This window comes from Brevundimonas sp. PAMC22021 (assembly GCF_019443405.1).
In the GTDB taxonomy this organism is placed as follows: Bacteria; Pseudomonadota; Alphaproteobacteria; order Caulobacterales; family Caulobacteraceae; genus Brevundimonas.
The window spans coordinates 1,715,114-1,739,464 of sequence record NZ_CP080376.1; the positions used below are offsets into that span (position 1 = coordinate 1,715,114).

Annotated in this window: 25 protein-coding genes; 4 read left to right on the forward strand and 21 right to left on the reverse strand. The window is 68.2% G+C overall.

Annotated elements, in window-relative coordinates:
* Window positions 1-208 precede the first annotated feature (208 nt).
* Entirely contained in the window at window positions 209-1,468 is a 1,260-nt protein-coding gene (locus KY493_RS08460; RefSeq protein ID WP_219895941.1) for a DUF6035 family protein, read from the forward strand.
* A gap of 44 nt (window positions 1,469-1,512) precedes the next feature.
* Here the strand turns inward: KY493_RS08460 and KY493_RS08465 are convergent, their stop codons facing one another.
* On the reverse strand, window positions 1,513-2,904 hold the full coding sequence (locus KY493_RS08465) for a hypothetical protein (protein WP_255567832.1): 1,392 nt from the start codon (window positions 2,902-2,904) through the stop codon (window positions 1,513-1,515).
* Window positions 2,905-2,941: 37 nt separating this feature from the next.
* Here KY493_RS08465 and KY493_RS08470 point away from each other — a divergent pair, with 37 nt between their 5' ends.
* On the forward strand, window positions 2,942-3,541 hold the full coding sequence (locus KY493_RS08470) for a hypothetical protein (RefSeq protein ID WP_219895942.1): 600 nt from the start codon (window positions 2,942-2,944) through the stop codon (window positions 3,539-3,541).
* A 2-nt stretch (window positions 3,542-3,543) separates the two neighbouring features.
* On the opposite strand, the gene KY493_RS08475 is transcribed toward KY493_RS08470, so the two are convergent.
* From KY493_RS08475 to KY493_RS08520, 10 genes are all read right to left on the reverse strand, one after another.
* Window positions 3,544-4,674, reverse strand: coding sequence for an acyltransferase (locus tag KY493_RS08475; RefSeq protein WP_219895943.1), 1,131 nt, complete (start codon window positions 4,672-4,674; stop codon window positions 3,544-3,546).
* Window positions 4,671-5,081, reverse strand: coding sequence for a hypothetical protein (locus KY493_RS08480; RefSeq protein WP_219895944.1), 411 nt, complete (start codon window positions 5,079-5,081; stop codon window positions 4,671-4,673). Before KY493_RS08480 ends, KY493_RS08475 begins: the two co-directional genes overlap by 4 nt.
* 4 nt (window positions 5,082-5,085) lie before the next feature.
* Window positions 5,086-5,529, reverse strand: a complete 444-nt coding sequence (locus KY493_RS08485) for a DUF305 domain-containing protein (protein WP_219895945.1) — start codon at window positions 5,527-5,529, stop codon at window positions 5,086-5,088.
* A gap of 82 nt (window positions 5,530-5,611) precedes the next feature.
* Complete coding sequence (locus tag KY493_RS08490) at window positions 5,612-6,523, reverse strand: cation diffusion facilitator family transporter (protein ID WP_219895946.1); 912 nt, start codon at window positions 6,521-6,523, stop codon at window positions 5,612-5,614.
* Window positions 6,520-7,122 carry a cation transporter gene (locus tag KY493_RS08495; protein ID WP_017505580.1) on the reverse strand — a complete coding sequence of 201 codons (603 nt, stop codon included), beginning with the start codon at window positions 7,120-7,122 and terminating at the stop codon, window positions 6,520-6,522. Before KY493_RS08495 ends, KY493_RS08490 begins: the two co-directional genes overlap by 4 nt.
* Window positions 7,122-10,343: an efflux RND transporter permease subunit gene (locus tag KY493_RS08500; RefSeq protein WP_219895947.1), complete on the reverse strand. Its 3,222-nt coding sequence runs from the start codon at window positions 10,341-10,343 to the stop codon at window positions 7,122-7,124. Before KY493_RS08500 ends, KY493_RS08495 begins: the two co-directional genes overlap by 1 nt.
* Window positions 10,344-10,355: 12 nt before the next feature.
* Complete coding sequence (locus tag KY493_RS08505; RefSeq protein ID WP_017505582.1) at window positions 10,356-11,555, reverse strand: efflux RND transporter periplasmic adaptor subunit; 1,200 nt, start codon at window positions 11,553-11,555, stop codon at window positions 10,356-10,358.
* Window positions 11,555-12,742, reverse strand: coding sequence for a TolC family protein (locus KY493_RS08510; RefSeq protein ID WP_255567833.1), 1,188 nt, complete (start codon window positions 12,740-12,742; stop codon window positions 11,555-11,557). The genes KY493_RS08505 and KY493_RS08510 overlap by 1 nt, the downstream gene beginning before the upstream one ends.
* Window positions 12,743-12,866: 124 nt before the next feature.
* Window positions 12,867-13,208, reverse strand: coding sequence for a hypothetical protein (locus KY493_RS08515; protein WP_026108495.1), 342 nt, complete (start codon window positions 13,206-13,208; stop codon window positions 12,867-12,869).
* 142 nt (window positions 13,209-13,350) lie between these two features.
* Window positions 13,351-14,028 carry a cation transporter gene (locus KY493_RS08520; protein ID WP_219895949.1) on the reverse strand — a complete coding sequence of 226 codons (678 nt, stop codon included), beginning with the start codon at window positions 14,026-14,028 and terminating at the stop codon, window positions 13,351-13,353.
* Between the two features lie 55 nt (window positions 14,029-14,083).
* On the opposite strand from KY493_RS08520, the gene KY493_RS08525 reads away from it, so the two are divergent.
* Window positions 14,084-14,509, forward strand: a complete 426-nt coding sequence (locus tag KY493_RS08525; RefSeq protein ID WP_219895950.1) for a helix-turn-helix domain-containing protein — start codon at window positions 14,084-14,086, stop codon at window positions 14,507-14,509.
* A 12-nt stretch (window positions 14,510-14,521) separates the two neighbouring features.
* Here the strand turns inward: KY493_RS08525 and arsH are convergent, their stop codons facing one another.
* Genes arsH through KY493_RS08550 form a run of 5 tightly spaced genes read right to left on the reverse strand, consistent with a single transcriptional unit; the run spans window position 14,522 to window position 17,549 of the window.
* Window positions 14,522-15,289 carry an arsenical resistance protein ArsH gene (gene arsH / locus KY493_RS08530; RefSeq protein WP_055808170.1) on the reverse strand — a complete coding sequence of 256 codons (768 nt, stop codon included), beginning with the start codon at window positions 15,287-15,289 and terminating at the stop codon, window positions 14,522-14,524.
* Window positions 15,289-15,705: a GNAT family N-acetyltransferase gene (locus tag KY493_RS08535; protein ID WP_219895951.1), complete on the reverse strand. Its 417-nt coding sequence runs from the start codon at window positions 15,703-15,705 to the stop codon at window positions 15,289-15,291. The genes arsH and KY493_RS08535 overlap by 1 nt, the downstream gene beginning before the upstream one ends.
* A complete protein-coding gene (gene arsB / locus KY493_RS08540) occupies window positions 15,705-16,784 on the reverse strand; it encodes an ACR3 family arsenite efflux transporter (RefSeq protein WP_055808168.1) in 1,080 nt (359 codons plus the stop codon). The genes KY493_RS08535 and arsB overlap by 1 nt, the downstream gene beginning before the upstream one ends.
* On the reverse strand, window positions 16,781-17,206 hold the full coding sequence (arsC, locus tag KY493_RS08545) for an arsenate reductase (glutaredoxin) (RefSeq protein WP_017505589.1): 426 nt from the start codon (window positions 17,204-17,206) through the stop codon (window positions 16,781-16,783). The genes arsB and arsC overlap by 4 nt, the downstream gene beginning before the upstream one ends.
* 7 nt (window positions 17,207-17,213) lie before the next feature.
* A complete protein-coding gene (locus tag KY493_RS08550) occupies window positions 17,214-17,549 on the reverse strand; it encodes a helix-turn-helix transcriptional regulator (protein WP_017505590.1) in 336 nt (111 codons plus the stop codon).
* Window positions 17,550-17,684: 135 nt separating this feature from the next.
* Between KY493_RS08550 and KY493_RS08555 the strand changes: the two genes are divergently transcribed.
* The gene (locus KY493_RS08555; protein ID WP_081600486.1) at window positions 17,685-17,978 is read left to right on the forward strand and encodes an AlpA family transcriptional regulator; all 294 of its coding nucleotides are present in this window, start codon (window positions 17,685-17,687) and stop codon (window positions 17,976-17,978) included.
* On the opposite strand, the gene KY493_RS08560 is transcribed toward KY493_RS08555, so the two are convergent.
* The 5 genes from KY493_RS08560 to guaB all read right to left on the reverse strand — a co-directional run bounded on the left by KY493_RS08560 (window position 17,932) and on the right by guaB (window position 24,238).
* On the reverse strand, window positions 17,932-19,185 hold the full coding sequence (locus KY493_RS08560; RefSeq protein ID WP_055808164.1) for an integrase arm-type DNA-binding domain-containing protein: 1,254 nt from the start codon (window positions 19,183-19,185) through the stop codon (window positions 17,932-17,934). The genes KY493_RS08555 and KY493_RS08560 overlap by 47 nt on opposite strands.
* Before the next feature lie 290 nt (window positions 19,186-19,475).
* Window positions 19,476-21,050, reverse strand: coding sequence for a glutamine-hydrolyzing GMP synthase (gene guaA / locus KY493_RS08565; protein ID WP_219895952.1), 1,575 nt, complete (start codon window positions 21,048-21,050; stop codon window positions 19,476-19,478).
* Complete coding sequence (locus tag KY493_RS08570) at window positions 21,047-22,369, reverse strand: RsmB/NOP family class I SAM-dependent RNA methyltransferase (protein WP_219895953.1); 1,323 nt, start codon at window positions 22,367-22,369, stop codon at window positions 21,047-21,049. The genes guaA and KY493_RS08570 overlap by 4 nt, the downstream gene beginning before the upstream one ends.
* Before the next feature lie 13 nt (window positions 22,370-22,382).
* Complete coding sequence (locus tag KY493_RS08575; protein WP_219895954.1) at window positions 22,383-22,775, reverse strand: MAPEG family protein; 393 nt, start codon at window positions 22,773-22,775, stop codon at window positions 22,383-22,385.
* 5 nt (window positions 22,776-22,780) lie between these two features.
* Window positions 22,781-24,238, reverse strand: coding sequence for an IMP dehydrogenase (guaB, locus tag KY493_RS08580; protein WP_219895955.1), 1,458 nt, complete (start codon window positions 24,236-24,238; stop codon window positions 22,781-22,783).
* Between the last annotated feature and the right edge of the window lie 113 nt (window positions 24,239-24,351).

A 24,351-nucleotide genomic window follows, 5' to 3' on the forward strand; every position in this document is an offset into this window, starting at 1 on the left:
GGATCGCCCGACCTGCACAAGCCTGCCCGTTATTCCGAGGATCGCGCCTTCGCCGGCGCGGAAGGTCGGGGAGACCGGCCGGTCCGGCGGCGTAGCCGCTTCACCCTGGCCCGCGCGGGGGCGGAGCCCCTAGCGCTTCCGACCGATGACGATCCGATCGCCCTTGCGCGGAATCACGCAGTGAACATACTGGGAACACGGAGAGGACATGGTCGCAACGGTCAGGAAGCCGCAAAGGACGTTGGAACGGGTCACCGACCTGTCGACCGGCGCGACCATCACCAGCGACCAGCTTCTCGCCATTGATCCCGACCGCTACCAGAAGATCCGCCGCAACGCTGCGGCCGCCCGCCGCGAAGGGGCGGCCGCCTATGTCTGCGAGCAATGCGGCCACGGCGTCTATGCGCCAAAGGAAGCGCGCACCCGCCTGCCCTACTGGCGTCACCACAAGGGTGCGCCGACGACCTGCCCCTGGTGGACAGGGGACCCCGCCACGGTCGATCAGCGCAGCGCCGCGCAGTTTCAGGGCGCGCAGGAGAGCCCTCTCCACAGCTGGCTCAAACATCAGGTCGGGGAGATTCTCGCCATCGATCCGGCGACGGAGGCCGGCTCAATCCATATCGACGAGTATCTGAGAGGCGAGACCGGCCACCGACGGCCCGACGTACGGGCGATCAACAACGGCCGAAGCCTGGCGCTGGAGATCCAGCTCTCAAGCACGCAACTGCCGATCATCGACAGTCGAGAGCATTTCTACGGGCGAGAGGGTTACCACTTGGTCTGGCTGACGTGGAAGTTCCAGCCCGTTCCTCGCCGGCTGCTTTTGACGGCGTTCCTCGACATTTTCTATTCGCACAACAAGAACCTGTTCTCACTCGATGAACAGGTCCTGGCCCAATCGCGCGAGGAAGGCCGCTTCCTCGTGCGCTGCCATTGGGAGGACGGGCGCGACTGGCGGTCCGCGATCTTCGCCCTGTCTGATCTGCAATGGCCCGCCTCAGGCTTGCCCTACGCCGTCGCGCCCTGGAACGTCGACTATCTGCGTCGATGGCGAGAGGCCGTCGTGGAAGGGCACCTTCCGTGGCAGGCCCGGCAGGACCTGCTGCAGGAGCTGGTGGAACGCGTCGCCCTCACGGGGGTGGAGCCCCGCGACCTCGACACCCTGCAGATCCCGGTGCTCGTCAGCCTGATCCTGTCGCTGGAGCTGCGGCAGCCTGTGGCGACCAAGCAGAGCAACCTGGTCGAGATGCTCAACACCTTCTTCAGCAACAGCGAGGAGCGCCACAAGTTCGCGGGGCTGATCCGGCGTGTGGCCGGAGCGACCGATCAGTTGGCGGCTCTGCAGAAGCCGAGCGTCGCGCGCAAGCTCCGGGCCTCCCTCACCTCTCCCCAGATCACCCAAGGCTCCGTGGAGGGCCGCATCGTCCACGCACTGTTCCCTGATATTCTCATGCGCTCGGCGGCCTGACGACCGGTTCCGGCGCGCGCGGCGGCGCCAACCGCGCTCTTGCGCTACGGGGCGGCCGGGCGAAGGAAGTCCTCAAGGCGCGGGGCAGGCTGGTCCAGGTCCGTGATATGGGTCTCCGACCAGAGGATGGAGGTCTCGTAGAAGGACGTGCACACCCGCTCGCCGTCCTGTTCGAACCAGTGGGTCGCTTCGGGCAGAAGGGCGTGCGGGACTGGGTGTCGGGCGTAGGGATTGTGGAACACCTCCATCTCCGCCGACCAAGGTTCATAGCCCTGGGGCCAGAGCCCGCGGTACTCCGGACTCGCGACGTCAAGACAGAAGGGCTCGCCCTCCAGAGCCCCCGGCCGCCGATCGAAGAAGCGCCCGATGCGGCTGTAACGCAGCCCCTTGGCCTCGGCTCCAGCGGACACCATCACCCGGTTGAGCTTCGAGATGGCGCAGGCGTTGGAGAAGATGACGGCGGACAGCTCGGCGTGGTCGGCGTTGGCGAACAGTCCGGCGGGAAAGGCCGACGGCCCCTGCAGGTGCGCCGCCCTGGTGGTCCGCGCCACCTTGCGCCCGCCGTCGTCGGCAACCTCCGCCCCTTCGCCGTAGAGGTAGCCGATCAGGCCTTCGCGGCTCCAGAGCATCGACGCGGGCGCATGGAAGTCCGCGACCGCCAGCATGAACGGCTTGCCGGTGACGTGCGGCATCCGATCGTAGCCGCGCTGCAGCTTGCTGCCGAGGGTCTTGGCGAACCGAACAGCCGCCGGTCCGAAGAACAGCGCGTCTCGCTCAGTTGGCGGCGCGCTTCTCGGCGCGTTGACGTGCTCGAACGGCACCTCGGGGTTGGCGGTCACCGCTTCGACCCAGGCCTCTCCGCCCAATGGGTTCTGGATATGGAAGTCCGGGGAGTCCACAGGCTGACTGACGAGAAGCCCCTGCTCGCGGAAGGCTGCGAGCAGCTGAGCCTCCCACATCCGCGTGTGGAAGTTCCGGGTCTGGCAGTCGCCCGCCCAGTTCCGGTCCGGATTGGGCAAGGCGAGATAGAGCTGGTTCAGGACCCATGCGGCGAGATGGTGCGTGGGTCGCAGGAGAACCGAGAACTGATCGCCGGGCGTCCGACCCTTGAGATCGTGTAGCGGAGGCCGTGGCGCGGTGTTGGGCGGGAGAGGCTCTGGGGGCGCGCCGATGCGCAAAAGGAGCTCGAGGCGGGCCTTGGCGTCCTCAAGGCTTGCAAAGCCGATCTCCTCCCCGGTCACCGTCCAGACGTGATCGACGCGGCGTCGCATGGCGATGATCCCGAGCGAACCGTCCTCCGTCTTCTGGGTGACGATGCCGCACACCATCCCCGCTGCGTCGCCCCACGCGCCAATGGGCGGGCGGTCGCCAAAACCGTGGCCCCGCGGCAGGGCGAGCGCGAAGACGTCGAACATCGTCTGTGGGATCAACTTCATGACCCTATATGGACGCGGTGATCCGGAGAGCGAACCCATGAGCTTTGATGACCTGATGCAACGCCCCTTCCGATGGCCGAAGGCGGACGACAGACTTTTTCAGGTCTCGGCCCGGTGGGACGGGAACGCCGTGTTGGCTGAGCATCCGCATAGCCGAATGGTGCTGATGCTGACCGGCTACAAGCGGGCGGCGGACAGTCTGGTCAAGCAGGCCGTCGAGGATACGGCCGATCGTGACACCCTCGTCTTCCCGATCATCTTCAACTACCGCCAATTCCTCGAACTCTCCCTGAAGTATCTGATCTCGACCTACGGCCGGACCGTCGGAGTTGATCCCATCTGGAAGTCTCACGACCTCACCAAACTGTGGACGCAGTTCGAGGCGGTGCTCCAGGCGTTCGGGAGCGACGACGAGGACGGCGCGACCGCTGCGGTCGGCAGGCTCGTCGCGGAGTTCGCGACCGTCGATCCCGGCTCTTTCTCGTTCCGATATCCGGTCGACACCCAGGGGCGGCCGATCGAGCTGGCCCACGGCTATATGGACCTCTCCGTCCTTGCCGATGTCATCGAGGGCGTAGACGGCTATTTCACCGGCTGCGACGGCTATCTGGACGCCTTGGCGAGCGCGGGACCCTGACCCTAGGCCACCGGCCGATCCGCGCTGACCCCCGGCGCAGGCGTCGCAGGCCTCGGCGGGTTCAACCAGGCCTGAACCGGCCGGTCGAACCCATACCGGAACGCCGCCGCCCCCATGAACGCCGCCGCCAGACCGGCGGCCCAGACGCCCCAGCGCATCCCGATGGACCAGTCCGACTGTCCGACGGCGTCGAAGACGCCGAACCAGACGATGCGGGCGACTTCATTGGTGAGAAACATCGCGAACGACATCAAGCCGAGGTGTTCGATCAGGCGCGACGAGCGCACCACGGGCAAGGCTCCAGCCGCCCAGATGATGATCGTCATCAGCAGCAGGGAGGCCAGGCCGAAGGGGCCAACGGCCTGACCGAGCGCGAGCGCACCGAAAGCGCCGAGTCCCAAGGCGCCCGCCACGGACGGACGCACGTAGACGCGCGCACCGACCACGGCGGCGGCCACGCCCAGCAGGAAGAGCGGAAGGGCGCGGAGGAATCCGAACCGCAGGGGGAGGCGATAGACCGGATCGCCCAGCCAGACGCGGCTGGCGACGTCGGCGGCGAGAAGCAGGGTGATCGCGATCGCGGCCGTGGCCCGGGGTCGGCTCCAGAGCGCCCGGCAGATCCAGGGCAGGAGCAGATAGCAGCCGATCAGAGCCGACAGCGTCCAGGTCGGCGCGTTCCAGCCGACGCCGCCCGGCACGCCATAGGCCTGCACGAGCAAGACCTGGGCGGGCAGCTGGCTCCAGTCGAACCATTGGGGATTGCTCGGTCGGACCCCGGCCAGAGCGGCGGCCGCGACCAAGGCCGCGAGACCGGCGATCACGGCCAGATGGGCCGGGAACACGCGCAGCAGCCGCTGGCGCGCGTAGGCCCCGACGTCGATCCCGCCCGAGGCCAGGCGCTCGCCGTAGATCCGGGCCAGCACATAGCCGGAGTCGATGATGAAGAAATTGGTCAGCAGGAACCCCCGGTCGAACACCGGATGGATCTGTCCGAGCGGCAGCGGGGCCGCTTCCCGGAAGTGGTAGAGGATGATCAGCGATCCCGCGGCGAACCGCAGCACGTCCAGCCACCCTCCGCGGGCGATGCGCGCGGGGCGGCGGGCCTGACCTTCCCCGTCGGAGCTTCTCGTCATTCGCGCTTCCCTGTGGCGGCGGGGCGTTCGTTGGCGTGAGGATGGTAGTGCACGTCCGCCCGCACCCCGTACAGGATGAGCGTTCCGGCGACGCAAAGCACGCCGAGCCCGCCGGCGATCATCAATCCGGCCCGGTCGCGGGGACCGAACACCAGACAGCCGCCCGTCACCAGGCTCATCATCACGCCGTAGCCGATGTAGAGCGGCGTTCCGTAGGCGCCGAGCAGGGAGAAGGCCATGCACAGGACGACGAAGGCCGCGATCAGGCTGGCGCCGACGGCGATTACGACATCAAGTACTGGCCGGGGCTTCGGCGGCCGGCGCGGGCTCGAGCCGCGGCGGCCCTTGTAGCGCCCTTGGCGCCAGCGGATGCTGCGGCTGCGGACCGTGAAGCGCTTGCCGGCCATGGGGTCAGGGCCGTTCTGAGACTGCCGGCGCGTCCTCGTGCCGCGCCAGCATGATCCGCATCCGCAAAATTTCGGCTTCCTGGGCGCGGATGATCTCCTGCGCCAGGCCGCGCACGTCATCCGCCTCGCCCTCCTCCACGGCGATCCTGGCCATGGCGATCGCGCCTTCGTGGTGGGCGATCATGCCGCGCAGGAAGTCGATGTCGGCGTCGCCGGAGTAGTCGATGTTCATTGCCTGGTGCATGCGGTCGGCGGCCTCCCGATAGGCGCGGGTCGACGGCGTATCCGAGGGCGCGCCCTCGTGGCCGGCGTGCCCATCAATCGCTCGCGCCTCGACCGGCGGCGGGGCGGAGGCGTCGGGGGCGCCTCGACGGGACAGAATGCCGAAGGCGAAGGCGGCGACGGCGAGGAAGACCGCGATCACCGAGATCCAACCGGTGCGCTTCATGGCGTTTTCCTTTGAGTTTGAAAAAGGGTTTGGATCTCGTCGCCCCTCATGGCGGCGGACCGGGCTGGGTCGTCGCTTCGGGTCATACGTGCAGACCTCCGGCGTCACCGCAGGGCTCGAGCTCGGTCTGGACGGTCGTGTGATGCAGGTCGAAGCGCTCTTCGAGCATGTCGCCGACGGCCTGTCGGACAGCATCGGCGTCGGCGCCCTCCGACAGCACGACGTGAACCGTGCAGCTCGCCTGATCCGCGCCCGAAACCCAGACGTGGAGGTCGTGAAGGCTGGCGACCCCGGGGGTGGCGAGGATGGCGACCCGCACGTCCGACAGGGCCACGCCGCGCGGGGCGCCCTCCAGCAGAATGTGGGTGGTGTCGCGCAGCAGGATCCAGGTGCGGGGCAGGACCCACAGGCCGATGGCGATCGCGACGATCGGATCGACCCAGCGCCAGTCCGTCACGGTGATGACGACGGCGGCGACGAGGACGCCGAGCGAGCCGAGCATGTCCGCCCAGACCTCGAGATAGGCGCCCTTGACGTTGAGGCTGCGATTCTTGCCGCTCGACAGGATGCGCATGGAGATCAGATTGATCACCAGGCCGGCGGCGGCGACGATCAGCATGCCGATCGAGCCGACGGGCTCGGGATCCAGAATGCGCTTGATCCCCTCGTAGAGGACGTAACCGGCGACGACGAAGAGCAGCACGGCGTTGAACGCCGCCGCCAGGATCTCGAACCGCCTGTAGCCGAAGGTGCGTTTCTCATCCGCCGGCCGCTGGCCGATCTTGATCGCCAACAGCGCGATGGCGAGGGCCGCCGCGTCGGTGAACATATGCGCGGCGTCCGACAGCAGGGCGAGGCTGTTGAACACCAGGCCGCCGATGACCTCAACGATCAGGAAGGTCCCGGTCAGCGCCAGGGCGATGGTGAGCTGCCGGGCGTTGGCCCCGGCGGTGTGGTCGTGAGCGTGCCCGTTGGAATGGTCGTGGATGGTCATGAAGCGCGTTCCTGTGGGTGGTCGGAGGCGGCGTTGGCGTCGCGGAGAATCTCGACGCCGCCCTTGATCGCGATCGCCGCGACGAGAACGCCGACGACGAGGTCGGGCCAGGCCTGGTCGAGCCAGAGGACCAGACCGCCGGCGACGAGGATGCCGCCGTTGGACGCGAAGTCGTTGAAGCTGAAGGTCTCGGCCGCCTTCATGTTGACGTCGCCGCTGTGCTGGCGGCGGATGAGCTGCAGGCAGATCAGGTTGACGACGGCGGCGACCAGGGCGAGCGCCATCATGGTCGGACCGATCGGCTCGGTTCCGGTGATCACCCGGCGCACGGCGTCGACGAGGACGCCGACGGCGAAGACCAGCAACATGATCCCCGACGCCCTTGCGGCGCCCCGTTTCCAGGTCCCTGCCCGACCGATGGCCAAAAAGCTGATCAGATAGACCGCCGCGTCCGAGGCGTTATCCAGCGCATTGGCCAGCAAGGCGCTGGAATCGGCGGACACGCCGCCGATCCCGAGCGCCGCCGCCAGGCCGGCGTTGAGGCCGAGAACCGTCAGCAGCGTCCGGCGCTGCTGACGGTCATCCTGGGGCCGGGCCATCAGTCTTCGATCCCCTCGTCCTTGCGATGACGCACCGCCTTGGCCGCGAAGGTCGGGAGGACCAGCAGGGTCAGGGCGGTGGCGGTGATCAGGCCGCCGATGACGACGGTCGCCAGCGGCTTCTGAACCTCGGCCCCCGCGCCGTGAGCGATGGCCATCGGAATGAAGCCGACGATCGCCACCATGGCGGTAGTGAGCACCGCCCGCAGGCGGCTGGACGCACCCTCGATGGCCGCGTCACGGGGCGGCAATCCCGCCTGAAGCCGCTCGCGGATCGCCTGCATGAGCACCAGGCCGTTGAGCGTCGCCACGCCGGAGACGGCGATGAAACCGACAGCCGCCGAGACGGAGAACGGCATGCCGCGCAGGAGCAGCGCCAGCGCCCCGCCCACCAGGGCGAGCGGCACGCAGGCGAACACCAGACCCGCCTCGGCGAAGGAGCCCAGCGCCATGAACAGCAATACGCCGATCAGGACGAAGACGATCGGAATGACCAGGCCCAGCCGCTGCTCGGCGCGCTTGAGGTTCTCGAACTGGCCGCCCCAGTCCAGGCGAACGCCCGGGGGGAGCTGAACCTGATCCACCGACTTCTGGGCGTCGGTGACGAAGCCGCCCAGATCGCGACCGCGCACATTGGCCTGGACGACCATGCGGCGGCTGCCGTCGTTGCGGCTGATCTGGTTCGGTCCCTCGGCGCTCTGGATGCGCGCGACCGAGGACAGGGGCACGGTCACGCCGGTCGATGAAACGATCGGCAAGGCCGCCAGCGCCGCCGGATCGTTGCGCGCGTCGTCAGGGAGACGGACCACGACGTCGAAACGCCGGTCGCCCTCGAAGATGCGGCCGGCCTCGGCGCCGCCGATCGCGGCCGAAACCGCTTCGGAGACGTCGGCCGCCGACAGGCCGTAGTTGGCCGCGGCGAACCGGTCCACGCTGATCGTCAGGGTCGGCAGGCCGGACGCCTGCTCCACCCTCACGTCGGCCGCCCCGTTCGTCTGGCGCAGGGCGTTGGCCACCTGGTCGGCGACCCGCTGCATGGTGGCGAAGTCGTCGCCATAGACCATGACCGCCAGATCGGTCCGCACCCCCGAGATCAGCTCGTTGAAGCGGAGCTCGATCGGCTGGCTGAATTCGAAGTTGTTGCCGATCTGCCGCGACGCGACTTCCTCGAAGCGGGCGATCAGCTCCTCCTTCTCCAGACCCGGGTTGGGCCAGTCCTTGCGGTCCTTCAGAACGATGACGCTGTCGGAGATGTTGGGCGGCATGGGGTCCACAGCCGCTTCGGCGGTGCCGGTCCGCGAGAACATGGTCTCCACTTCCGGCTGGGCCTTGATCGCCCGCTCGATCGCCATCTGCATGGCGAGCGACTGCTCGAGCGAGGCTGACGGAACCCGCAGCGCCTGCATGGCGATGTCGCCTTCGTCCAGGGTCGGGATGAACTCCCGGCCGAGGGTGGTGAAGGTGATGCCGCCGATGACCAGGGCGCCGAGCGCGGAGAGCAGGACGATCTTCGGACGATCGACGGCCGTGCGAATGGCCGGAGCGATCCAGCGGCGCGCGTGGCGCAGCAGGAAGGTCTCGTGCTCGTGGGCATGGCCGTGTTCGTCGACCTCGACCTTCTTGGGATCCCGCACCAAGAGCGCCGTCATCGCCGGCACGAAGGTGAAGGAGAAGATGAAGGCGCCGACCAAGGCCAGCATAACCGTCGCGCCCATCGGGATGAAGGTCTTGCCTTCGACCCCTTCCAGCATCAGCAGGGGGGTGAAGACGAGCAGGATGATCAGCTGACCGAAGGCGGCCGGCTTGACCATCTGGCGCGCCGCCGCGGCGGCGACGCCGAGACGCTCGCGCCGCGTCAGCATGCGCCCGGCCTCCGCGCGCTTCTGACTGAGCATCAGCAGGGTGTTCTCGACAACGACCACGGCGCCGTCGACAAGCAGGCCGAAGTCCAGCGCGCCGAGGCTCATCAGATTGCCGCTGATGCCGAACCGGTTCATGCCGATGACGGCGAACAGGAAGCTGATCGGGATCATCAACGCCGTGATGCTCGCCGCCCGGATGTTGCCGAGCAGCAGGAAGAGCACGACGATGACCAGGAGCGCGCCTTCGGTCAGATTGCGCGCCACCGTGGCGATGGTCGAGTTCACCAGGGCGCTTCGGTCCAGCACCGTCACGGCCTCGATGCCGGGCGGCAGGGTCTTCTGCACCTCCTCGAGCCGATCGCCGGCGGCATGGGCCACGGTGCGGCTGTTGCCGCCCGCGATCATCAGGGCGGTGCCGAGGACCGCTTCGTGTCCGTCGCGGCTGGCGCCGCCCAGACGCGGGGCCTGGCCGACCTCGACGGTGGCGACGTCGGCGACGCGGACCACAAGGCCGCTTCGATTGACGACAGGCGCCTGGGCGAGGTCCTCGACGGTCGAGGCCAGCGCGTCCGTGCGAACGGTCAGGGCCTCGCCCGCACGCTGCACATAGCCGGCCCCGGCCTGGGTGTTGGCCCGGTCGAGCGCCTGGATGAGGTCGCCCATGCCGAGCCCGTAGGCCGACAGACGCGCCGTATCCGGACGAACCGCGTATTCCTTCACATAACCGCCGACCGTATCCACGCCGGCCAGGCCGGGCGCCGTCCGCATCTGCGGAGCGATGATCCAGTCCTGCACGGTGCGCAGATAGGTGGCGCGCTGTTGCGGGGTGGTGAGGAGATCGCCTTCAGGCGTCAGATAGGCGCCGCCGGCCTGCCAGCCGGTCTGGCCCGGCCTGGCCAGGTTGGCGCTGTTGAACGGCTTGTAGTCCACCGTCCACATCAGCACCTCGCCCAGGCCGGTGGTGATGGGCGCCAGCGCCGGTTCGACGCCTTCGGGCATCGTCTCGCGCGCCTGCGCCAGTCGTTCGGCGACCTGCTGACGGGCGAAATAGATGTCCGTCTGGTCGGTGAAGATGACGGTCACCTGGCTGAAGCCGTTGCGGCTCAGCGACCGGGTCGAGGTCAGACCGGGGATGCCGGCCATGGCGGTCTCGATCGGATAGGTGACCTGACGTTCGATCTGTTCGGGGGCCAGGGCCGGGGCGACGGTGGTCACCTGCACCTGACGGTTGGTGATGTCCGGCACGGCGTCGATCGGCAACCGTGTCAGTTCGAGGAGGCCGTAGGCCGCGACGAGCGCCGTGGCCAGGACGATGAACCATCGGAATTTGACCGACAGCTCGATGATGAATTTGAACATTCGCGCGCCCCCTTAGTGGCCGTGCTCGGCCTCGCCCTTGGCGAGTTCGGCTTTGAGGAGGAAGGCGTTGGTTCCGGCGACCCGCTCGGACCCGTCGAGGCCGCGCAGGATCTCCGTGCGTCCCCCGGCCTGGCGACCGACGAGCACGGGACGGAGCTGGAAGCCGTTCGGGACCTGGATGAAAACGACGCTGGCGCCGTCGACGGTCTGGATGGCTTCCGTCGGCACGGTCAGGCCGCCGGCGGCTTCACCCGTTACGATCGCGCCGGTGACGGCGGAGCCGGCCGGCGGCAGGGTCGCTCCCGTCGGGCGCGCCCGGATCACGGTGGCGCCGCTTTCCGCGCCCGCCCCGGCGGCGACGCCGGTGACGACGGCGTCGAAATCGCCCGCGGGGCTGGAGACCCGCAAGGTCGATCCCGCGCGGACGAGCGCCGCAAGGTGCGGCGGCGCATTGAACACGAGTTCGACGCGGGCGGGGTTGGTCACCTCGGCGATCACGCCGCCCTGCGGGACGAAGCCGCCCGGGCCGACCTGAACGCTGGTGACCACGCCGGCGATCGGGCTGTTCACGCTCAGCCGTCCGGCGGCGTTGGGCGATCCGGCCGCGCTCGACCGCGCGCGGGCCGCTCGGGCCGCCGCCTCGGCGCTGAGCAGCTGCGCCCGGGACGCCTCGACCTCTTGCCGGGCGACGACGCCCTGGTCGGCGAGGTTGCTGTTGCGCTGATAGGCCTGGCGCGCGACTTCGGACTGGGCCGCGGCCGCGTCCGCGTCGGCGCGGAAGGTGGCCGCGTCGCCGCTCACGAGGCTGGCCAGGGGCTGGCCGATCCGAACGGACTGGCCGGGCGCCACCAGCACCCGTTCCACCCGTCCGCCGACAGACGCGGCGACGGCGGCGCGGGCGTCGATCATGGGTTCGACGCGACCGGAGAGCCGGGTCTCGGCGCCCCCGCCCCGACCGACGCCGACGACGACCAGATTGGCGGCTTGGGCCTGGGCGGCGCTGAGAGCGACGAAGCCCTCGGGCGCTTCGGCCTCGCCTTCGGCGTGACCGCCCTCCTCTTCGGCGTGACTGGCTTCGCCTTCAGCCGCCGCGCCTTCGGCGGCGGGCGGATCCGACCGTCCCATGGCGAGGTAAAGACCCCCGGCCCCGAGGATGACGAGGGCGGCGACCCCGCCGATCAGCAAGGTCTTGTTGGAAGTGCGCTTGCGCATCATTGGGCTCCTTGGAAGGGGGCGCGGCCGTCCTGGCGCGCGAGATCGATTTCCGCGCGGACCCGGGCGAGGCGGGCGTCCACGGCGGCGGTTCTGGCGTTGACCAGGGCGGTACGGGTCGCGCGAAGCTCGAGCTGCGAGATCCGGCCCGCCTCGAAGCCGATCCGCGAGAGGCGGTAGGCTTCTTCGGCGGAGGTCACCCCGGCGTCGGCGGCGTTGACGCGGCTCACCGAGGCGCGGAGGCGCGCCTGTGCTGCGGCCCGGTCCGCCTGGGCTTCCTGACGGGCGGTCATCAGCCGGGCGTCGGCCGCCCTGAAGTCCGCCTGGGCGGCTTCGATGTTGCCGCGGTTCCGATCGAACAGCGGCAGGGGCAGGCTGAGGCCGAAGGTCAGCGCCGTCGCGTCTTCCGCCTCGTAGCGGCGAAGTCCGACGCTGGCGCTGACGTCCGGTCGCGACCGCGTGCGTTCGACCGCGATGCGGCTTTCTGCGGCCGAGCGCTCAGCCTCGGCCACGCGCACGGTCGGCGTCTGGTCCGTCGGCGAAAGGGCGGTCGCCGGCGCGAGGTCCAGCAAGCTGACGTCGATGGTCGTCACCGGCTCGGCGAGCATGGCCACCGCCGTGAGCCGGGCGAAGGCCGCGTCCCGTTCGGCGATGGCTTCGTCGAGACCGGCGCGCGCGGCGGCGGCTTCGCTCTCGCCCTGGATGCCGCGCAGAAGCGGCTCGCGCCCCTCCTCCACCAGCACCAAGGCCGCGCGGGCGTCGGCGAGGGTGAGGCTCAGGTTCTCCTCGGCCAAGGTCGCGCGCCGCTCGGCCGCCTCGGCGTCGGCGTAGACCAGCGCCAACCGTCCGGCGGCGTCGACCACGGCCAGATCTCGTCGGAGCGAGGCGGTCCCGGCATCGGCGCGGGCCGCGTTGATGCGAGCCGTGCGTCGACCCCAGAGCTCAAGATCCTGAGTGATCGAGAGCGTGGTCTCGGCATTGCCGTAGCCAGAGAAGGGCCCGCTCCCGAACGCGTTCTCGGCATCGAGCGCGAGGGTCGGGTTGGGGCGGACACGCGCCTGGCGCGCCCGGGCTTCGGCGGCGTCCAGAAGCGCGCCGGCTTCCGTGGTGGCCGGGGTCTGGTCCAGCCGGGCGAGGAGCTCGGCGAACGAAGGCGCAGGGTCAGCCCACGCGGGGCTGGCCAGCACAGCCGCGATAGCGGCGAGCGCGCAGCCGACCGCGAAACGCGGCGGCCGGCGATATGAGGCAGGCATGATTCATCTTCCAGAGGGAGTGACACGAGAGAGCCCGCGCGGAAGCGCGGTCGTCGTGTCAGGCTCTGGGAGGGCGTTTCAGTCCGTCTGGCGCGATGGAGCCGAAGAGATCGCTCAGGGGCAAGGCGTGGAGCGGCCGGTCGAAGGCCTGCAGAGGCAGGTCTTCGCCGACCGCCGTGCGAGCGGCGGCGGTGTGATGGCAATGGCCGTGCGAGCAGATGCCGTGGTCCTTGCCGCCGGTGTGGTCGCCTTCGGCCGGATCGTGATCAACCAGGGCGTGGGCGGCGGGCGGTTCGGGCTGGCAGGTCGCTGCGTCAGCGATGGGCGCGACGAAGAAGGCGGCGGCGACGAAGGTCACCGCCAGAATCAACTTCGCCCATGTCACCATCGACCAGGTCATCGGCGGCTGCATACTTTCGTTCGCCCGTATCGGCAATCTGTTACAAAATACGCTGCTCCGGCCGCCCCGGCCTTGCGCGACGGGAACGCGCTCCGGCCCGCCCTGCTGCGACGACCGGTCACGCCGGATCGGGCCCGGCGGATCAAGCGCCCGCTCCAGGCAGGGCGGCGGACGAGCGAGCGTTCACGCGGGTCTCGACGAGCGCCTGACGGGTGATCGACCATGCGGATTGAAGGAAGATGAAGGCCAGCAGGGCGCCGGCGGCGAGATCCGGCCAGCGCGATCCCGTCAGCCAGACCAGACCGCCCGCCGCGGCGACGCCGAGGTTGTGGGCCAGGTCGTTGCGCGTACAGAGCCAGACCGATCGAACATTGGCGTCTCCGTCCCTGAAGCGCAGCAGCAGGGTGGCGGCGACCAGGTTTGCGGCGAAGCCGAACAGACCCAGGCCCGTGATCACGAAGCCCTCCGGCGCGGCCCCGGTCATGGCCCGCCAGACCGCGAAGCCGAGGACCGACAGCCCCAGCACGACCAGGCTGGCGCTCTTGGCGAGGGCTGCGCCGGCGCGGAGGCGCACCGAGCGGCCGATAACCCAAAGGCTCACGGCGTAGGTCACGCTGTCGGCGAGGAAGTCGAGGGCGTTGGCGGCGAGCGCGGCCGACCCCTGTGCGAGACTGCCGGCCAAGACCGCGACGAAGCCGACGAGGTTGATGACGATCACGGCCACCAGCACGCGGCGATAGGCCGGCGTGGAGCCGTCAAACTTCACATCGTGTCCGCAGCAGCCGGCGGCCGGGCGGCAGGCGGTCTCGCTCGTGTCCATGAAGACTGGTCTACATCCTCTAGTCACTAGAGGATCAAGCGCCTATTTTCAGCCGATGACGCTCACTCCCGCTCCGCATCTGACCATCGGCAAGCTCTCCGCCGCGACCGGCGTGAAGGTGCCGACCATCCGCTTCTATGAGCAGGCCGGGCTCCTGCCCGAGCCGCCGCGCACCGCCAGCGACCGTCGGCTCTACGACGAACCCGCACTACGCCGGCTCGGCTTTATCCGGCACGCCCGCCAGTTGGGCTTCGACCTCGACGCTATCCGCTCGCTCCTCGACCTTGCCGATCACCCCGACCGCCCCTGCAGTGACGCGAACGCCATCGCGGAACGGCATCTGGCCGATGTCACGGAGAAGATTCGGCAGTTACAGGCGCTCCAGACTGAACTTTCACGGATGACGGCCGACTGCGCCGGCGGCCGGGTTTCAGCCTGCAAGGTCATCGAAGTCCTTCAGGACCGAGACTGCCGACATTAAGCAGACCGACATTCAGGCGTTTGGTCGGGATTGGGGCGCAACCGCTATCGACGAGAGATCGGTCGCTGCGTCGATCGGAATTCCGACCGCCTTGCGCTCGGAATAGCGATCGACCAGCTGCGCGGCGTGAGGCCGGGACAGGATGGTGAAACGGACCAGCTCCTCCATCACATCGACGATGCGCTCATAGTAGGCGGACGGCTTCATTCGCCCGGCGTCGTCGAATTCCTGGAAGGCCTTGGCCACGCTCGACTGGTTGGGAATGGTGATCATCCGCATCCAGCGGCCGAGCAGCCGCAGGGTGTTGACGGCGTTGAAGCTCTGCGACCCGCCGGAGACCTGCATGACGGCCAGGGTCCGCCCTTGGGTCGGGCGCACGCCGCCCATGCTCAGGGGCAGATGATCGATCTGCAGCTTCATCAGGCCCGAGACCTGACCGTGCCGCTCCGGGCTGCACCAGACCATGCCTTCGGACCACAGGGCATGGTCGCGCAGTTCGCGCACCGCCGGGTGGTCATCGTCGCCCGGCGCCCCCGGAAGAGGCAGGTCCGACGGGTCGAAGATGCGGGTCTCGCATCCCATCCATTGCAGCAGGCGAGCCGCCTCCTCGACGCAGAACCTCGAGTAGGACCGTTCGCGCAGCGATCCGTAGAGGAGCAGGATCCGGGGTGGTTGGTCGTGCGGCCCCAGACCGCGGGCCGGATCGGCCGAGAGATAGGCCTTGTCCAAGGCCGGCAGGTGATCCGGATCGGGAAGCGGGCGCAGGCGGGCGAAGGCCATCAGAGGTCCTTGGTCAGATAGGCTGCCGACGCCGGGCAGAGTCCAGCGAACTCGCGGGTCCGTCGGATCGCCTCCGGCGCCGTCTGGCGGTTCGCCGCCCGGTAGCCGTGTCGGGCGAAGAAGGGCTCGGCCGCCGTGGTGAGCAGATGCAGGCGTGCGCCGCCCATGTCGCCGGCGATGATCTCGGCGGCGGCCAGCACCCGGGCTCCCAGGCCCCGCGCTTTCCGGTCGGCGAGGACGACCAGCGAGCGGACCAGCAGGTCGCGCCCCTCCCCTTCCAGTCCGACATAGCCGACGACGGCGCCGTGGTGATCGGCGCTGAAGTAGCGGCCGGCGTCGGGCGCGGGCAGGCCTTCGGCCCGCAGCGCGGCGATCAGGCCGGCGTCGGTCGGTTCGATCAGATAGAGGACCACCATCACCCGGCGTCCGCCGGCGGGACCGTTTCCGGGAACCACCGCCGGCCCATCCAGAGGGCGACCGACACCAGCAGGATCAGCACCGGCACCTCCACCAGCGGGCCGATGACAGCGGCGAAGGCGACCGGCGAGGCCAGGCCGAACGCCGCGATGGCGACCGCGATGGCCAGCTCGAAATTGTTGGAGGCCGCCGTGAAGGCCAGCGCCGTGGTGCGCGGGTAGTCGGCCTCGATCAGCTTGCCCATCAGGAAGCTGACGACGAACATGACGAGGAAGTAGATCGTCAGCGGAATGGCGATGCGCAGGGCATCCAGCGGCAGGGCCACGACCTCTCCACCCTTCAGGCTGAACATGGCCACGATGGTGAAGAGCAGCGCGATCAACGTAATCGGTCCGATGCGCGGCAGGAAACGACGCTCGTACCAACCGGCGCCCTTGCGGGCGATCAGGCAGCGGCGCGTCAAAAAGCCCGCCACGAACGGAACGCCGAGATAGACGAGCACGGCTCCGGCGATGGTCCAGACGCTGACGTCCACCACACTGCCCCGCAGGCCGAACAGCGGCGGCAGAACGGTGAGGAAGAGCCAAGCATAGAGGCTGAAGAACAGGATCTGGAAGATCGAGTTGAAGGCCACGAGACCGGCCACATACTGGTTGTCGCCTCGGGCCAACTGGTTCCAGACCAGCACCATGGCGATACAGCGCGCCAAGCCGATCAGGATCACGCCGGTCATATATTCCGGCTGATCGCGCAGGAAGATCGCCGCTAGAGCGAACATCAGCACCGGACCCAGAATCCAGTTCTGGACCAGCGACAGCGCGAGGACCCGCTTGTCGGCGAACACGCGCGGCAAGGCCTCATAGCGGACCTTGGCCAGCGGCGGGTACATCATCAGGATCAGGCCGATGGCGATCGGGATGTTGGTGGTACCGACCGAGAGGCTGTCGACCCAGGCGGGCAGGCCCGGCACCATGGTTCCGAGCAGAACGCCGACGGCCATGGCGGCGAAAATCCACACCGTCAGCCAGCGATCAAGGAACGACAGGCGGCGTGGCGACCTGGCGGGCGCTTCGGTCATCGTCCCACCCGCCGGCCGTCGGCGTCGATGACGACCTCTCCGTCTTCCTTGGTGAAGGGCTTCAGGTTCTCGACCGGCAGCAGGTCCAGCACGGCCTCCGACGGGCGGCAGAGACGAACCCCCAGGGGACCGACGACGATCGGACGGTTGAGCAGGATCGGATGGGCCTCGATCGCATCGAGCAGTTGCTCATCCGTCCGGTCGGGGTTCTCGAGACCCAGCTCGGCGAAGGGCGTGCCCTTCTCCCGCAGCAGGTCACGCAGCGGCGCGCCGGTCCGCCCGGCCAGCCAAGCGACCATGGCGCGCGACGGCGGCGTCTTCAGATACTCGATTACGTGAGGCTCGATCCCGACGTGCCGGATCAGCTCCAAGGCGTTGCGAGACGTCCCGCACGCGGGGTTGTGATAGATTACGATGTCCATGGCGTCCTCACGAGCAACAGGGCGCGAGGTCTGCCAACAGCGGCTCGCACAGGTCCGCCCTGCCCCCACAGCAGTCCTTGAGCAGGAACAGGACCAGGTCGCGAAGCCGGTCCAGGTCGGCCCGATAGATGATCGACCGGCTGCGACGTTCCGACTGGATCAGCCCCGCCCGGCTTAGGACGGCCAGATGGGACGAAAGCGTGTTGGCCGGGATGGCGAGGTGATTGGAGATGTCACCGGCCGGCAGGCCCTCCGGTTCGTGACGGACCAGGAGACGAAACGCCTCCAACCGGGTCGACTGCGCCAGGGCAGCGAGAGCGAGAATCGAGGCTTCGGCTTCCATAGTTCCGCATTAGTCGAAATATGGAAGTATTCAAGCCGCTGACGCCAGGGGATGCGCAAGCCTACGGTGGAGAGGATACGGCTAGGCCTGTCGCAATCTTTCGGGTTCGATTCTCCCAGCAAAGCGGAGATTTCGATGGCCCAGGCCAGCCCACCCCTACGCCGCACGATCAAGAAACCTGAACTGCACCAGATGGTGCCGCTCGCCGACAGCACCATCTGGGAGATGGAGCGCCGGGGCGAGTTTCCGAAGCGGTTCCTTCTGACGCCCCGCTGCGTGGTCTGGGACCTGGCCGAGGTCGAGGCGTGGCTCGAGCGGCGCCGCAACCAGCCGATCCGCCGCGCCCCGCCGCCCGATGTCCGCCGACGCGTCAGCCGACCCGTCAGAACTTTGGATCGAAGCGAGGTCCCTCTCCCTCCGGCACACTGAGCACCGGCGTGAACGTCCGCCCGGCCTCCCAGGCCTCGACCGCGTCCGACCACTGCTGCGCCATATGCCGTCGCTGCATCTCGAACTCCGCCTTGTTGTAGACCCCGCGCGACGACCGCTCCTCGTGAGCCAAGCCCTTTTCGATCCAGTCCGAGTTGAACCCCATCTCGTGCAACAGGGTCGAAGCCGTCCGTCGCAGGTCGTGCACGGTGAACGGCTCCAAAGGCAGTCCCCGCTTCTTCGCCAGCGCGGCGATGGCGGAGGTCACGCGATTGAAGGTCGCCCGCGACATCGGCGCGTCCGCGTCGTAGCGCGACGGCAGGATGTATTTGGAGTTCCCCGCGCAGGTCTTCAGGGCGATCAGGATGTCGAGCATCTGGGTCGACAGATAGACGTTGTGGGGCCGGGAGCGCTTCATCCGCGCCGCCGGGATCGACCAGACGGCGTTCTCGAAATCCACTTCTGGCCAGACGCCATCCTGCAGTTCGCTCTTTCGCACCATGCTGAGCAGGATGAACTTCAGCCCGAGCCGGATGGTCGGCAGGGTCGCCACCTCTCCGAGAAGCCCCAGCATGATGCGGATCTCGCTCGGCGACAGGCTGCGGTCTCGCGGCCGGAAGGTCGCGATCGACGCCGGCCCGACGCCGTCGGCCGGATTGTCGATCTTCTCGCCGTGCAGAATCGCCCAGGCGTAGATCTGTTTGACGATGTCGCGCACATGGATCGCCGTCGCCGGCGCGCCGCGGTCCACGATGGTCTTGCAGTGCGCCCGGATGTCGTCGGGAGTGATCTCGCTAAGCAGGCGGTTTCGCCACTGCGGCAGCACCTCGCGATTGAAGATCGACCGGCGCATGTTCCGTGTGCTGTCCGCCATCGGTGCGGTGTCCATCCAACGCTGGGCGACATGCTCGAAGCTGCGCGCCTCTTTCAGACGACGCTTGGCGCGCTGCTTCTCCAGGGCGGGCGACACGCCGTCCGCGATGGTCCGCTTGATCTCGAACAGACGTTCCCGCGCCTGCGAGAGGCTCAGACCGCCCCGTCCGTAGCGCCCCAGGGTGAGCGTCTCTCGCCGACCGTTGAAGCGATAGTCGTAGCGGAACGAGATCGCTCCCCCGGGCGAGATGTAGGCGTACAAGCCGTCCCTGTCGGTACTCTTGTAAGGCTTTGATTTAGGCTTCAAATTCTTCAGAGCGGCATCGGTAAGCACGGTAAAACCTCCTCGCACCGGACAGGCCCGGAAATCGGCGGTTCGAGGTCGATATTTTCTCGCCTTTTCAGCGTCTTGCTTGAAAAGAATACCGTCAACGGCTCGCCGTGGCCCAGACGGTATGAGCCGGAATCCATGGGAGCAACGGAGCGCGATACCGTCAGACAGGTCGGCATCACGAAAAAAAGACCCTCCGAAAGGCTCCGAAGGGTCTCGACAGAATTCACTTTCGCGTCAGCAACTTACAGCCCATTTCGGAAGCGTTCTCGAAAGCTCCCGAAAGGCCCGAATTATTCCCACTCTATGGTGCCGGGCGGTTTGGAGGTCACGTCGTAGACGACTCGGTTGACGCCGCGAACCTCGTTGATGATGCGGGTAGCGGTGCGGGCGAGGACGTCCCAGGGAAATTGGTAGAAATCGGCGGTCATGCCGTCGGTCGAGGTGACGGCGCGCAGGGCCAGGACCTTTTCGTAGGTGCGGGCGTCGCCCATGACGCCGACCGTCTTGACCGGCAGCAGCACGGCGAAGGCCTGCCAGATATCGTCATAGAGGCCCGCCTTGCGGATCTCCTCCAGATAGATGGCGTCCGCGTCCTGAAGCGTTGCGACGGCGTCCGGCGTGATCTCGCCGGGAATACGGATGGCCAGGCCCGGTCCGGGGAATGGGTGGCGGCCGACAAAGGCGTCCGTCAGGCCCAGTTCGCGCCCCAGCGCCCTCACCTCGTCCTTGAACAGCTCGCGCAACGGCTCGACCAGCTTCAGCTGCATGAAGTCCGGCAGGCCGCCGACATTGTGGTGGCTCTTGATCACGGCACTGGGCCCGCCGGAGGCGGAAACGCTTTCGATCACGTCCGGATAGAGGGTGCCCTGGGCCAGGAACTGCGCGCCCTCGATCCTGGCGGCCTCGCGGTCGAACACTTCGATGAAGACACGGCCGATGGTCTTGCGCTTGGTTTCGGGGTCGGAGACGCCGGCAAGCTGACCGAGGAATTCCTTCGACGCATCAACGTGCACCAGCGGGATGTTGTAGTGTTCTCTGAACAGGGTCGTGACCTGAACCGCCTCGTCCTTGCGCAACAGGCCGGTGTCCACGAAGACGCAGGTCAGCTGATCGCCGATGGCTTCGTGGATCAGAACGGCGGCGACGGAGGAGTCCACGCCTCCGGACAGGCCGCAGATGACCTTGGCGTCGCCGACCTGTTCCCTGATCTTCGCGATCTGCTCGTCGCGATAGGCGGCCATGGTCCAGTCGCCGTCCAGCCCGGCGATCGCGTGGGTAAAGTTCTTCAGGATCGCGGCGCCGCGCGGGGTGTGCATCACCTCGGGGTGGAACTGCACGCCATAGATCTTGCGGGTCTCGTCGGCGATGGCGGCGAAGGGCGCGCCTTCCGAGGTGGCGATGACCTCGAAGCCGTTGGGAATGGCGGTGACGCGGTCACCGTGGCTCATCCAAACGGGCTCGCGGTGATCGACGGCGCCGATGCCGGCGAACAGCGGGCTTTCCTTGGTGATGACGATCTCGGCGCGACCGAACTCGCGATGATGGCCGCTCTCGACCTTGCCGCCCATTTCCGCGCAGATCAGCTGCTCGCCGTAGCAGACGCCCAGGATCGGCAGACCGGCTTCGAACACGGCGTGTTCGACGCGCGGACTATCCGCTTCGGTGGTCGAGCTGGGACCGCCCGACAGGATGATGGCCCGCGGCAACATGGCCGTCAGCGCGGCGCCCGCTTTGTCGAACGGGTGGATCTCGCAATAGACATTGGCCTCGCGCAGACGGCGCGCGATCAGCTGGGTCACCTGGCTGCCGAAGTCGACGATCAGGACCTTCTGGTGGTCGCCGGGCGTGGTCGAAGCGGGGATCATGCGGTCGGTTCCGTCAGGTAGAGGCGAGTGTAGGCGGCGAAGAAGAAGCCGTCGGTGCCGGTGGACGCCGGCGAGAGGCGCAGGGCGTGACCTTCAGCGCGGTTCATCAGCATCTCCGCCGCCGCCTCGCTCTGCGTCGCCAACTCGGAACGCGCGGTGGGTCGGAAGTCTGCGTGCGCCGCCTCGAAGGCGGCGATGCTGGCCTCGTTCTCGGCGCTCAGCATCGAGCAGGTGACATAGACCAGCCGTCCGCCCGGCCTCACCAGCCGCGCGGCCTGTCCCAGGATGCGGACCTGCAGCGCGTGCAGGCGCTCGACCTCTTCCGTCGTCAATCGCCAGGCGTCTTCCGGCCGGCGTCGCCAGGTGCCGCTGCCCGAGCACGGCGCGTCAACGAACACCAGGTCGGCCTGATCGTTCAGCGCCTCCAGCCCGCCGCCGTTCTGGCCGATCAGGACCAGTTCAGCCTCCACGCCCGCGCGCTCGAGCCGGGGACGGATGTTGTTGAGCCGCTTCTGCACCACGTCGGAGGCGACCAGCCGGCCCTCCCCGCCGTCGGACAGACCCATGGCCGCCGCCAGGCCCAGGGTCTTGCCGCCGCCGCCGGCGCAATAGTCGACCACCGTCATGCCGGGCTTCGCTTCAGCGAGGGCGCAGACGACCTGGCTGCCCTCATCCTGGATCTCTATACGGCCAGCCTGAAAGGCGTCCAGCGCCTGGACGTTCGGCGGCGGCTCGGCGGCTAAACGCAGGCCGACAGGCGACAGCGGCGTACGCGCGGGCTCGAGCCCGGCTTCGCGCAGTTCGGCCTCGACGGCCTCCAGGCTGGCGCGGACGACATTGACCCGCAGGTCGATCGGCGCGCGCGGGACCATCAGGGCCTGCGCCTCCTCCGTCCAGCGATCGCCGAAGGTCTTCTTGAAATCCTCGACCACAAACTCGGGCAGGCCCGCGGCGATCCAGCCGGGCAGGTCGCCGGGCTGGGCGGTCAGGCGATTGCGCTCCTGCTTGGACAGCGGGCGCGGGCCGTAGCCTTCACCGGAGTGCAGCGCCTCGATCTCCTCCAGCGACAGACCGTCGATGGCGGACAGCGAACCGATCACCAGCGCCCGGCCGTCTTCGCGCCCGCCCATGATCCACGACAGGCGGCCGCGTGCGCGCAGCACCTTGTAGACCCGGTCGGCGATGGCCCGCCGGTCCTTGGAGCCCGCATAGCGGTTCGCTGCACCCCAGGCTTTCAGCACGGCTTCGGCCGGCTGGCGGCTTTGGGTGATGGAGTCGATCACGGCGCCGGCGGCGGCCAGTCGGGCGGCGGGAGTCACTGGGGCGGCATCCTCAAATAAACAGGGCGGCGAGGATCAGGACGAGCCCGATCAGCGAAACCAGCCACGCCAGCGACCGGACATAGGGCACGCCCAGCGCATACAGCGGCACATAGGCCACGCGCGCCCAGAAGTAGAGGCCGGCGCCCCAGACCGTCCAGGCGCTGTTCGCATCCGCAACGTGCGCAATCAGCACCGCACCAATGAACAGGGGGAGAGTCTCGAACAGGTTGGCCTGCGCCCGCTCGAGTCGTCCGGTAACGGGTCCCGCCGACCCCTTGGGTTCGTCGCGCGCGCCCGCGTTCCAGGCCAGGCCGAACCGCGCCACCCGCCCCGCCGCCGGGAGAAAGATCTGGATCAGCGCCAGGATCAGCGTCAGGGCGAGATAGAACAGTTCGGTCGTCATGGCCGTCAGCCCTGCCTGTAGTTCGGCGCCTCGCGCGTGATCATCACGTCGTGGACATGGCTTTCGCGCAGGCCCGCGCCGGTGATGCGGACAAAGCGGGCGCGGGCCTGGAAGTCTCGCACCGTGCCGGCCCCGACATAGCCCATCGAGGCGCGAAGACCGCCGACGAGCTGGTGCAGCACCGGACTGATCGGCCCCTTGTAGGGCGTCTGACCCTCGATGCCTTCCGGGACCAGCTTCTCGGACGACACTTCCTTCTGGAAGTAGCGGTCGGCCGATCCCCTGGCCATTGCGCCGACCGAGCCCATGCCGCGATACGACTTGTAGGACCGGCCCTGGTAAAGGAAGACCTCGCCGGGGCTCTCGTCGGTGCCGGCGAACATGGAGCCCATCATGGCGACGCTGGCGCCCGCCGCGATCGCCTTGGCCAGGTCGCCGGAGTATTTGATGCCGCCGTCGGCGATGACCGGCGCGCCTGAATCGCGGGCGGCGCGGGCTGCGTCCATCACCGCCGTCAGCTGCGGCACGCCGACGCCGGCGACGATGCGCGTGGTGCAGATGGAGCCCGGCCCGATGCCGACCTTGACCGCGTCGGCCCCCGCGTCGATCAGGGCGCGGGTCGCATCATAGGTGGCGACATTGCCGGCGACGATCTGGATGCGGTTCGACTCGCGCTTGATCCGCTCCACCACCTGGGCGACCGAGGCGGAGTGGCCGTGGGCGGTGTCGATCACGACGACATCTACGCCCGCCTCGGCCAGAGCCATGGCGCGTTCATAGCCTGCGTCGCCCACGGTCGATGCGGCGCCGACCAGCAGGCGGCCCTGGTCGTCCTTGGCGGCGTGAGGAAAGGCCTGAGCCTTCTCGATATCCTTCATGGTGATCAGGCCGACGGCCCGATAGTCGTCGTCGACGACGATGACACGCTCGATCTTGCGGGTGCGCAGCAGTTCGCGCGCCTCCTCGCGGCCGGCGCCTTCGCGCACGGTGATCAGGTCGCCGGTGGTCATCAGCGAAGCCGCCGTGACGTTGGCGTCGGCTTCGAAGCGCATGTCCCGGTGGGTCAGCATGCCGACCAGCTTTCCGGACGCCGGATCGACCACCGGAAAGCCGGTGATCTTCTTGCGCGCGACGATCTCGCGCACCTCGCCCAGCGTGGTGTCTGGCGTCACCGTCACCGGATTGACCACCATGCCGCTTTCGTAGCGTTTGACCGCGCGGACCTGCTCGGCCTGCTCCTCGATGGTCATGTTGCGATGCAGCACGCCCAGGCCGCCCGATTGCGCCATGGCGATGGCCAGCCGGCTTTCGGTCACCGTGTCCATGGCCGAGGACAGCAGCGGGATGTTCAGGCGGATGTCGCGCGTCAGCTGGGTCGACACATCGACCTCGGCCGGCATGAACTCGGACGGGCCGGGTTCCAGCAAAACATCGTCGAAGGTGAGGCCTTCGCGTATCTCCATGAGGAGTCTCCGTTTTGCGGGCCGCGTATAGCGGGCGAAGCGGCGCGGCGGCAAGGCCGGCGTTTATGGGACTGATACAATTTATTGGTTTGCAACCGTGGAAGCCAAAGACC

Excerpts from the sequence above, each read along its gene's own strand:
- arsB (WP_055808168.1), bottom strand. The coding sequence starts at position 16,784 with ATGACCGAAGCGCCCGCCAGGTCGCCACGCCGCCTGTCGTTCCTTGAT.
- KY493_RS08490 (WP_219895946.1), bottom strand. The coding sequence starts at position 6,523 with ATGACCATCCACGACCATTCCAACGGGCACGCTCACGACCACACCGCC.
- KY493_RS08495 (WP_017505580.1), bottom strand. The coding sequence starts at position 7,122 with ATGGCCCGGCCCCAGGATGACCGTCAGCAGCGCCGGACGCTGCTGACG.
- KY493_RS08480 (WP_219895944.1), bottom strand. The coding sequence starts at position 5,081 with ATGGCCGGCAAGCGCTTCACGGTCCGCAGCCGCAGCATCCGCTGGCGC.
- KY493_RS08460 (WP_219895941.1), top strand. The coding sequence starts at position 209 with ATGGTCGCAACGGTCAGGAAGCCGCAAAGGACGTTGGAACGGGTCACC.
- KY493_RS08515 (WP_026108495.1), bottom strand. The coding sequence starts at position 13,208 with ATGACCTGGTCGATGGTGACATGGGCGAAGTTGATTCTGGCGGTGACC.
- KY493_RS08550 (WP_017505590.1), bottom strand. The coding sequence starts at position 17,549 with ATGGAAGCCGAAGCCTCGATTCTCGCTCTCGCTGCCCTGGCGCAGTCG.
- KY493_RS08555 (WP_081600486.1), top strand. The coding sequence starts at position 17,685 with ATGGCCCAGGCCAGCCCACCCCTACGCCGCACGATCAAGAAACCTGAA.
- KY493_RS08505 (WP_017505582.1), bottom strand. The coding sequence starts at position 11,555 with ATGCGCAAGCGCACTTCCAACAAGACCTTGCTGATCGGCGGGGTCGCC.
- KY493_RS08575 (WP_219895954.1), bottom strand. The coding sequence starts at position 22,775 with ATGACGACCGAACTGTTCTATCTCGCCCTGACGCTGATCCTGGCGCTG.
- KY493_RS08470 (WP_219895942.1), top strand. The coding sequence starts at position 2,942 with ATGAGCTTTGATGACCTGATGCAACGCCCCTTCCGATGGCCGAAGGCG.
- KY493_RS08465 (WP_255567832.1), bottom strand. The coding sequence starts at position 2,904 with ATGAAGTTGATCCCACAGACGATGTTCGACGTCTTCGCGCTCGCCCTG.
- guaA (WP_219895952.1), bottom strand. The coding sequence starts at position 21,050 with ATGATCCCCGCTTCGACCACGCCCGGCGACCACCAGAAGGTCCTGATC.
- guaB (WP_219895955.1), bottom strand. The coding sequence starts at position 24,238 with ATGGAGATACGCGAAGGCCTCACCTTCGACGATGTTTTGCTGGAACCC.
- arsH (WP_055808170.1), bottom strand. The coding sequence starts at position 15,289 with ATGGCCTTCGCCCGCCTGCGCCCGCTTCCCGATCCGGATCACCTGCCG.
- KY493_RS08520 (WP_219895949.1), bottom strand. The coding sequence starts at position 14,028 with ATGGACACGAGCGAGACCGCCTGCCGCCCGGCCGCCGGCTGCTGCGGA.
- arsC (WP_017505589.1), bottom strand. The coding sequence starts at position 17,206 with ATGGACATCGTAATCTATCACAACCCCGCGTGCGGGACGTCTCGCAAC.
- KY493_RS08525 (WP_219895950.1), top strand. The coding sequence starts at position 14,084 with ATGACGCTCACTCCCGCTCCGCATCTGACCATCGGCAAGCTCTCCGCC.
- KY493_RS08535 (WP_219895951.1), bottom strand. The coding sequence starts at position 15,705 with ATGGTGGTCCTCTATCTGATCGAACCGACCGACGCCGGCCTGATCGCC.
- KY493_RS08485 (WP_219895945.1), bottom strand. The coding sequence starts at position 5,529 with ATGAAGCGCACCGGTTGGATCTCGGTGATCGCGGTCTTCCTCGCCGTC.
- KY493_RS08500 (WP_219895947.1), bottom strand. The coding sequence starts at position 10,343 with ATGTTCAAATTCATCATCGAGCTGTCGGTCAAATTCCGATGGTTCATC.
- KY493_RS08475 (WP_219895943.1), bottom strand. The coding sequence starts at position 4,674 with ATGACGAGAAGCTCCGACGGGGAAGGTCAGGCCCGCCGCCCCGCGCGC.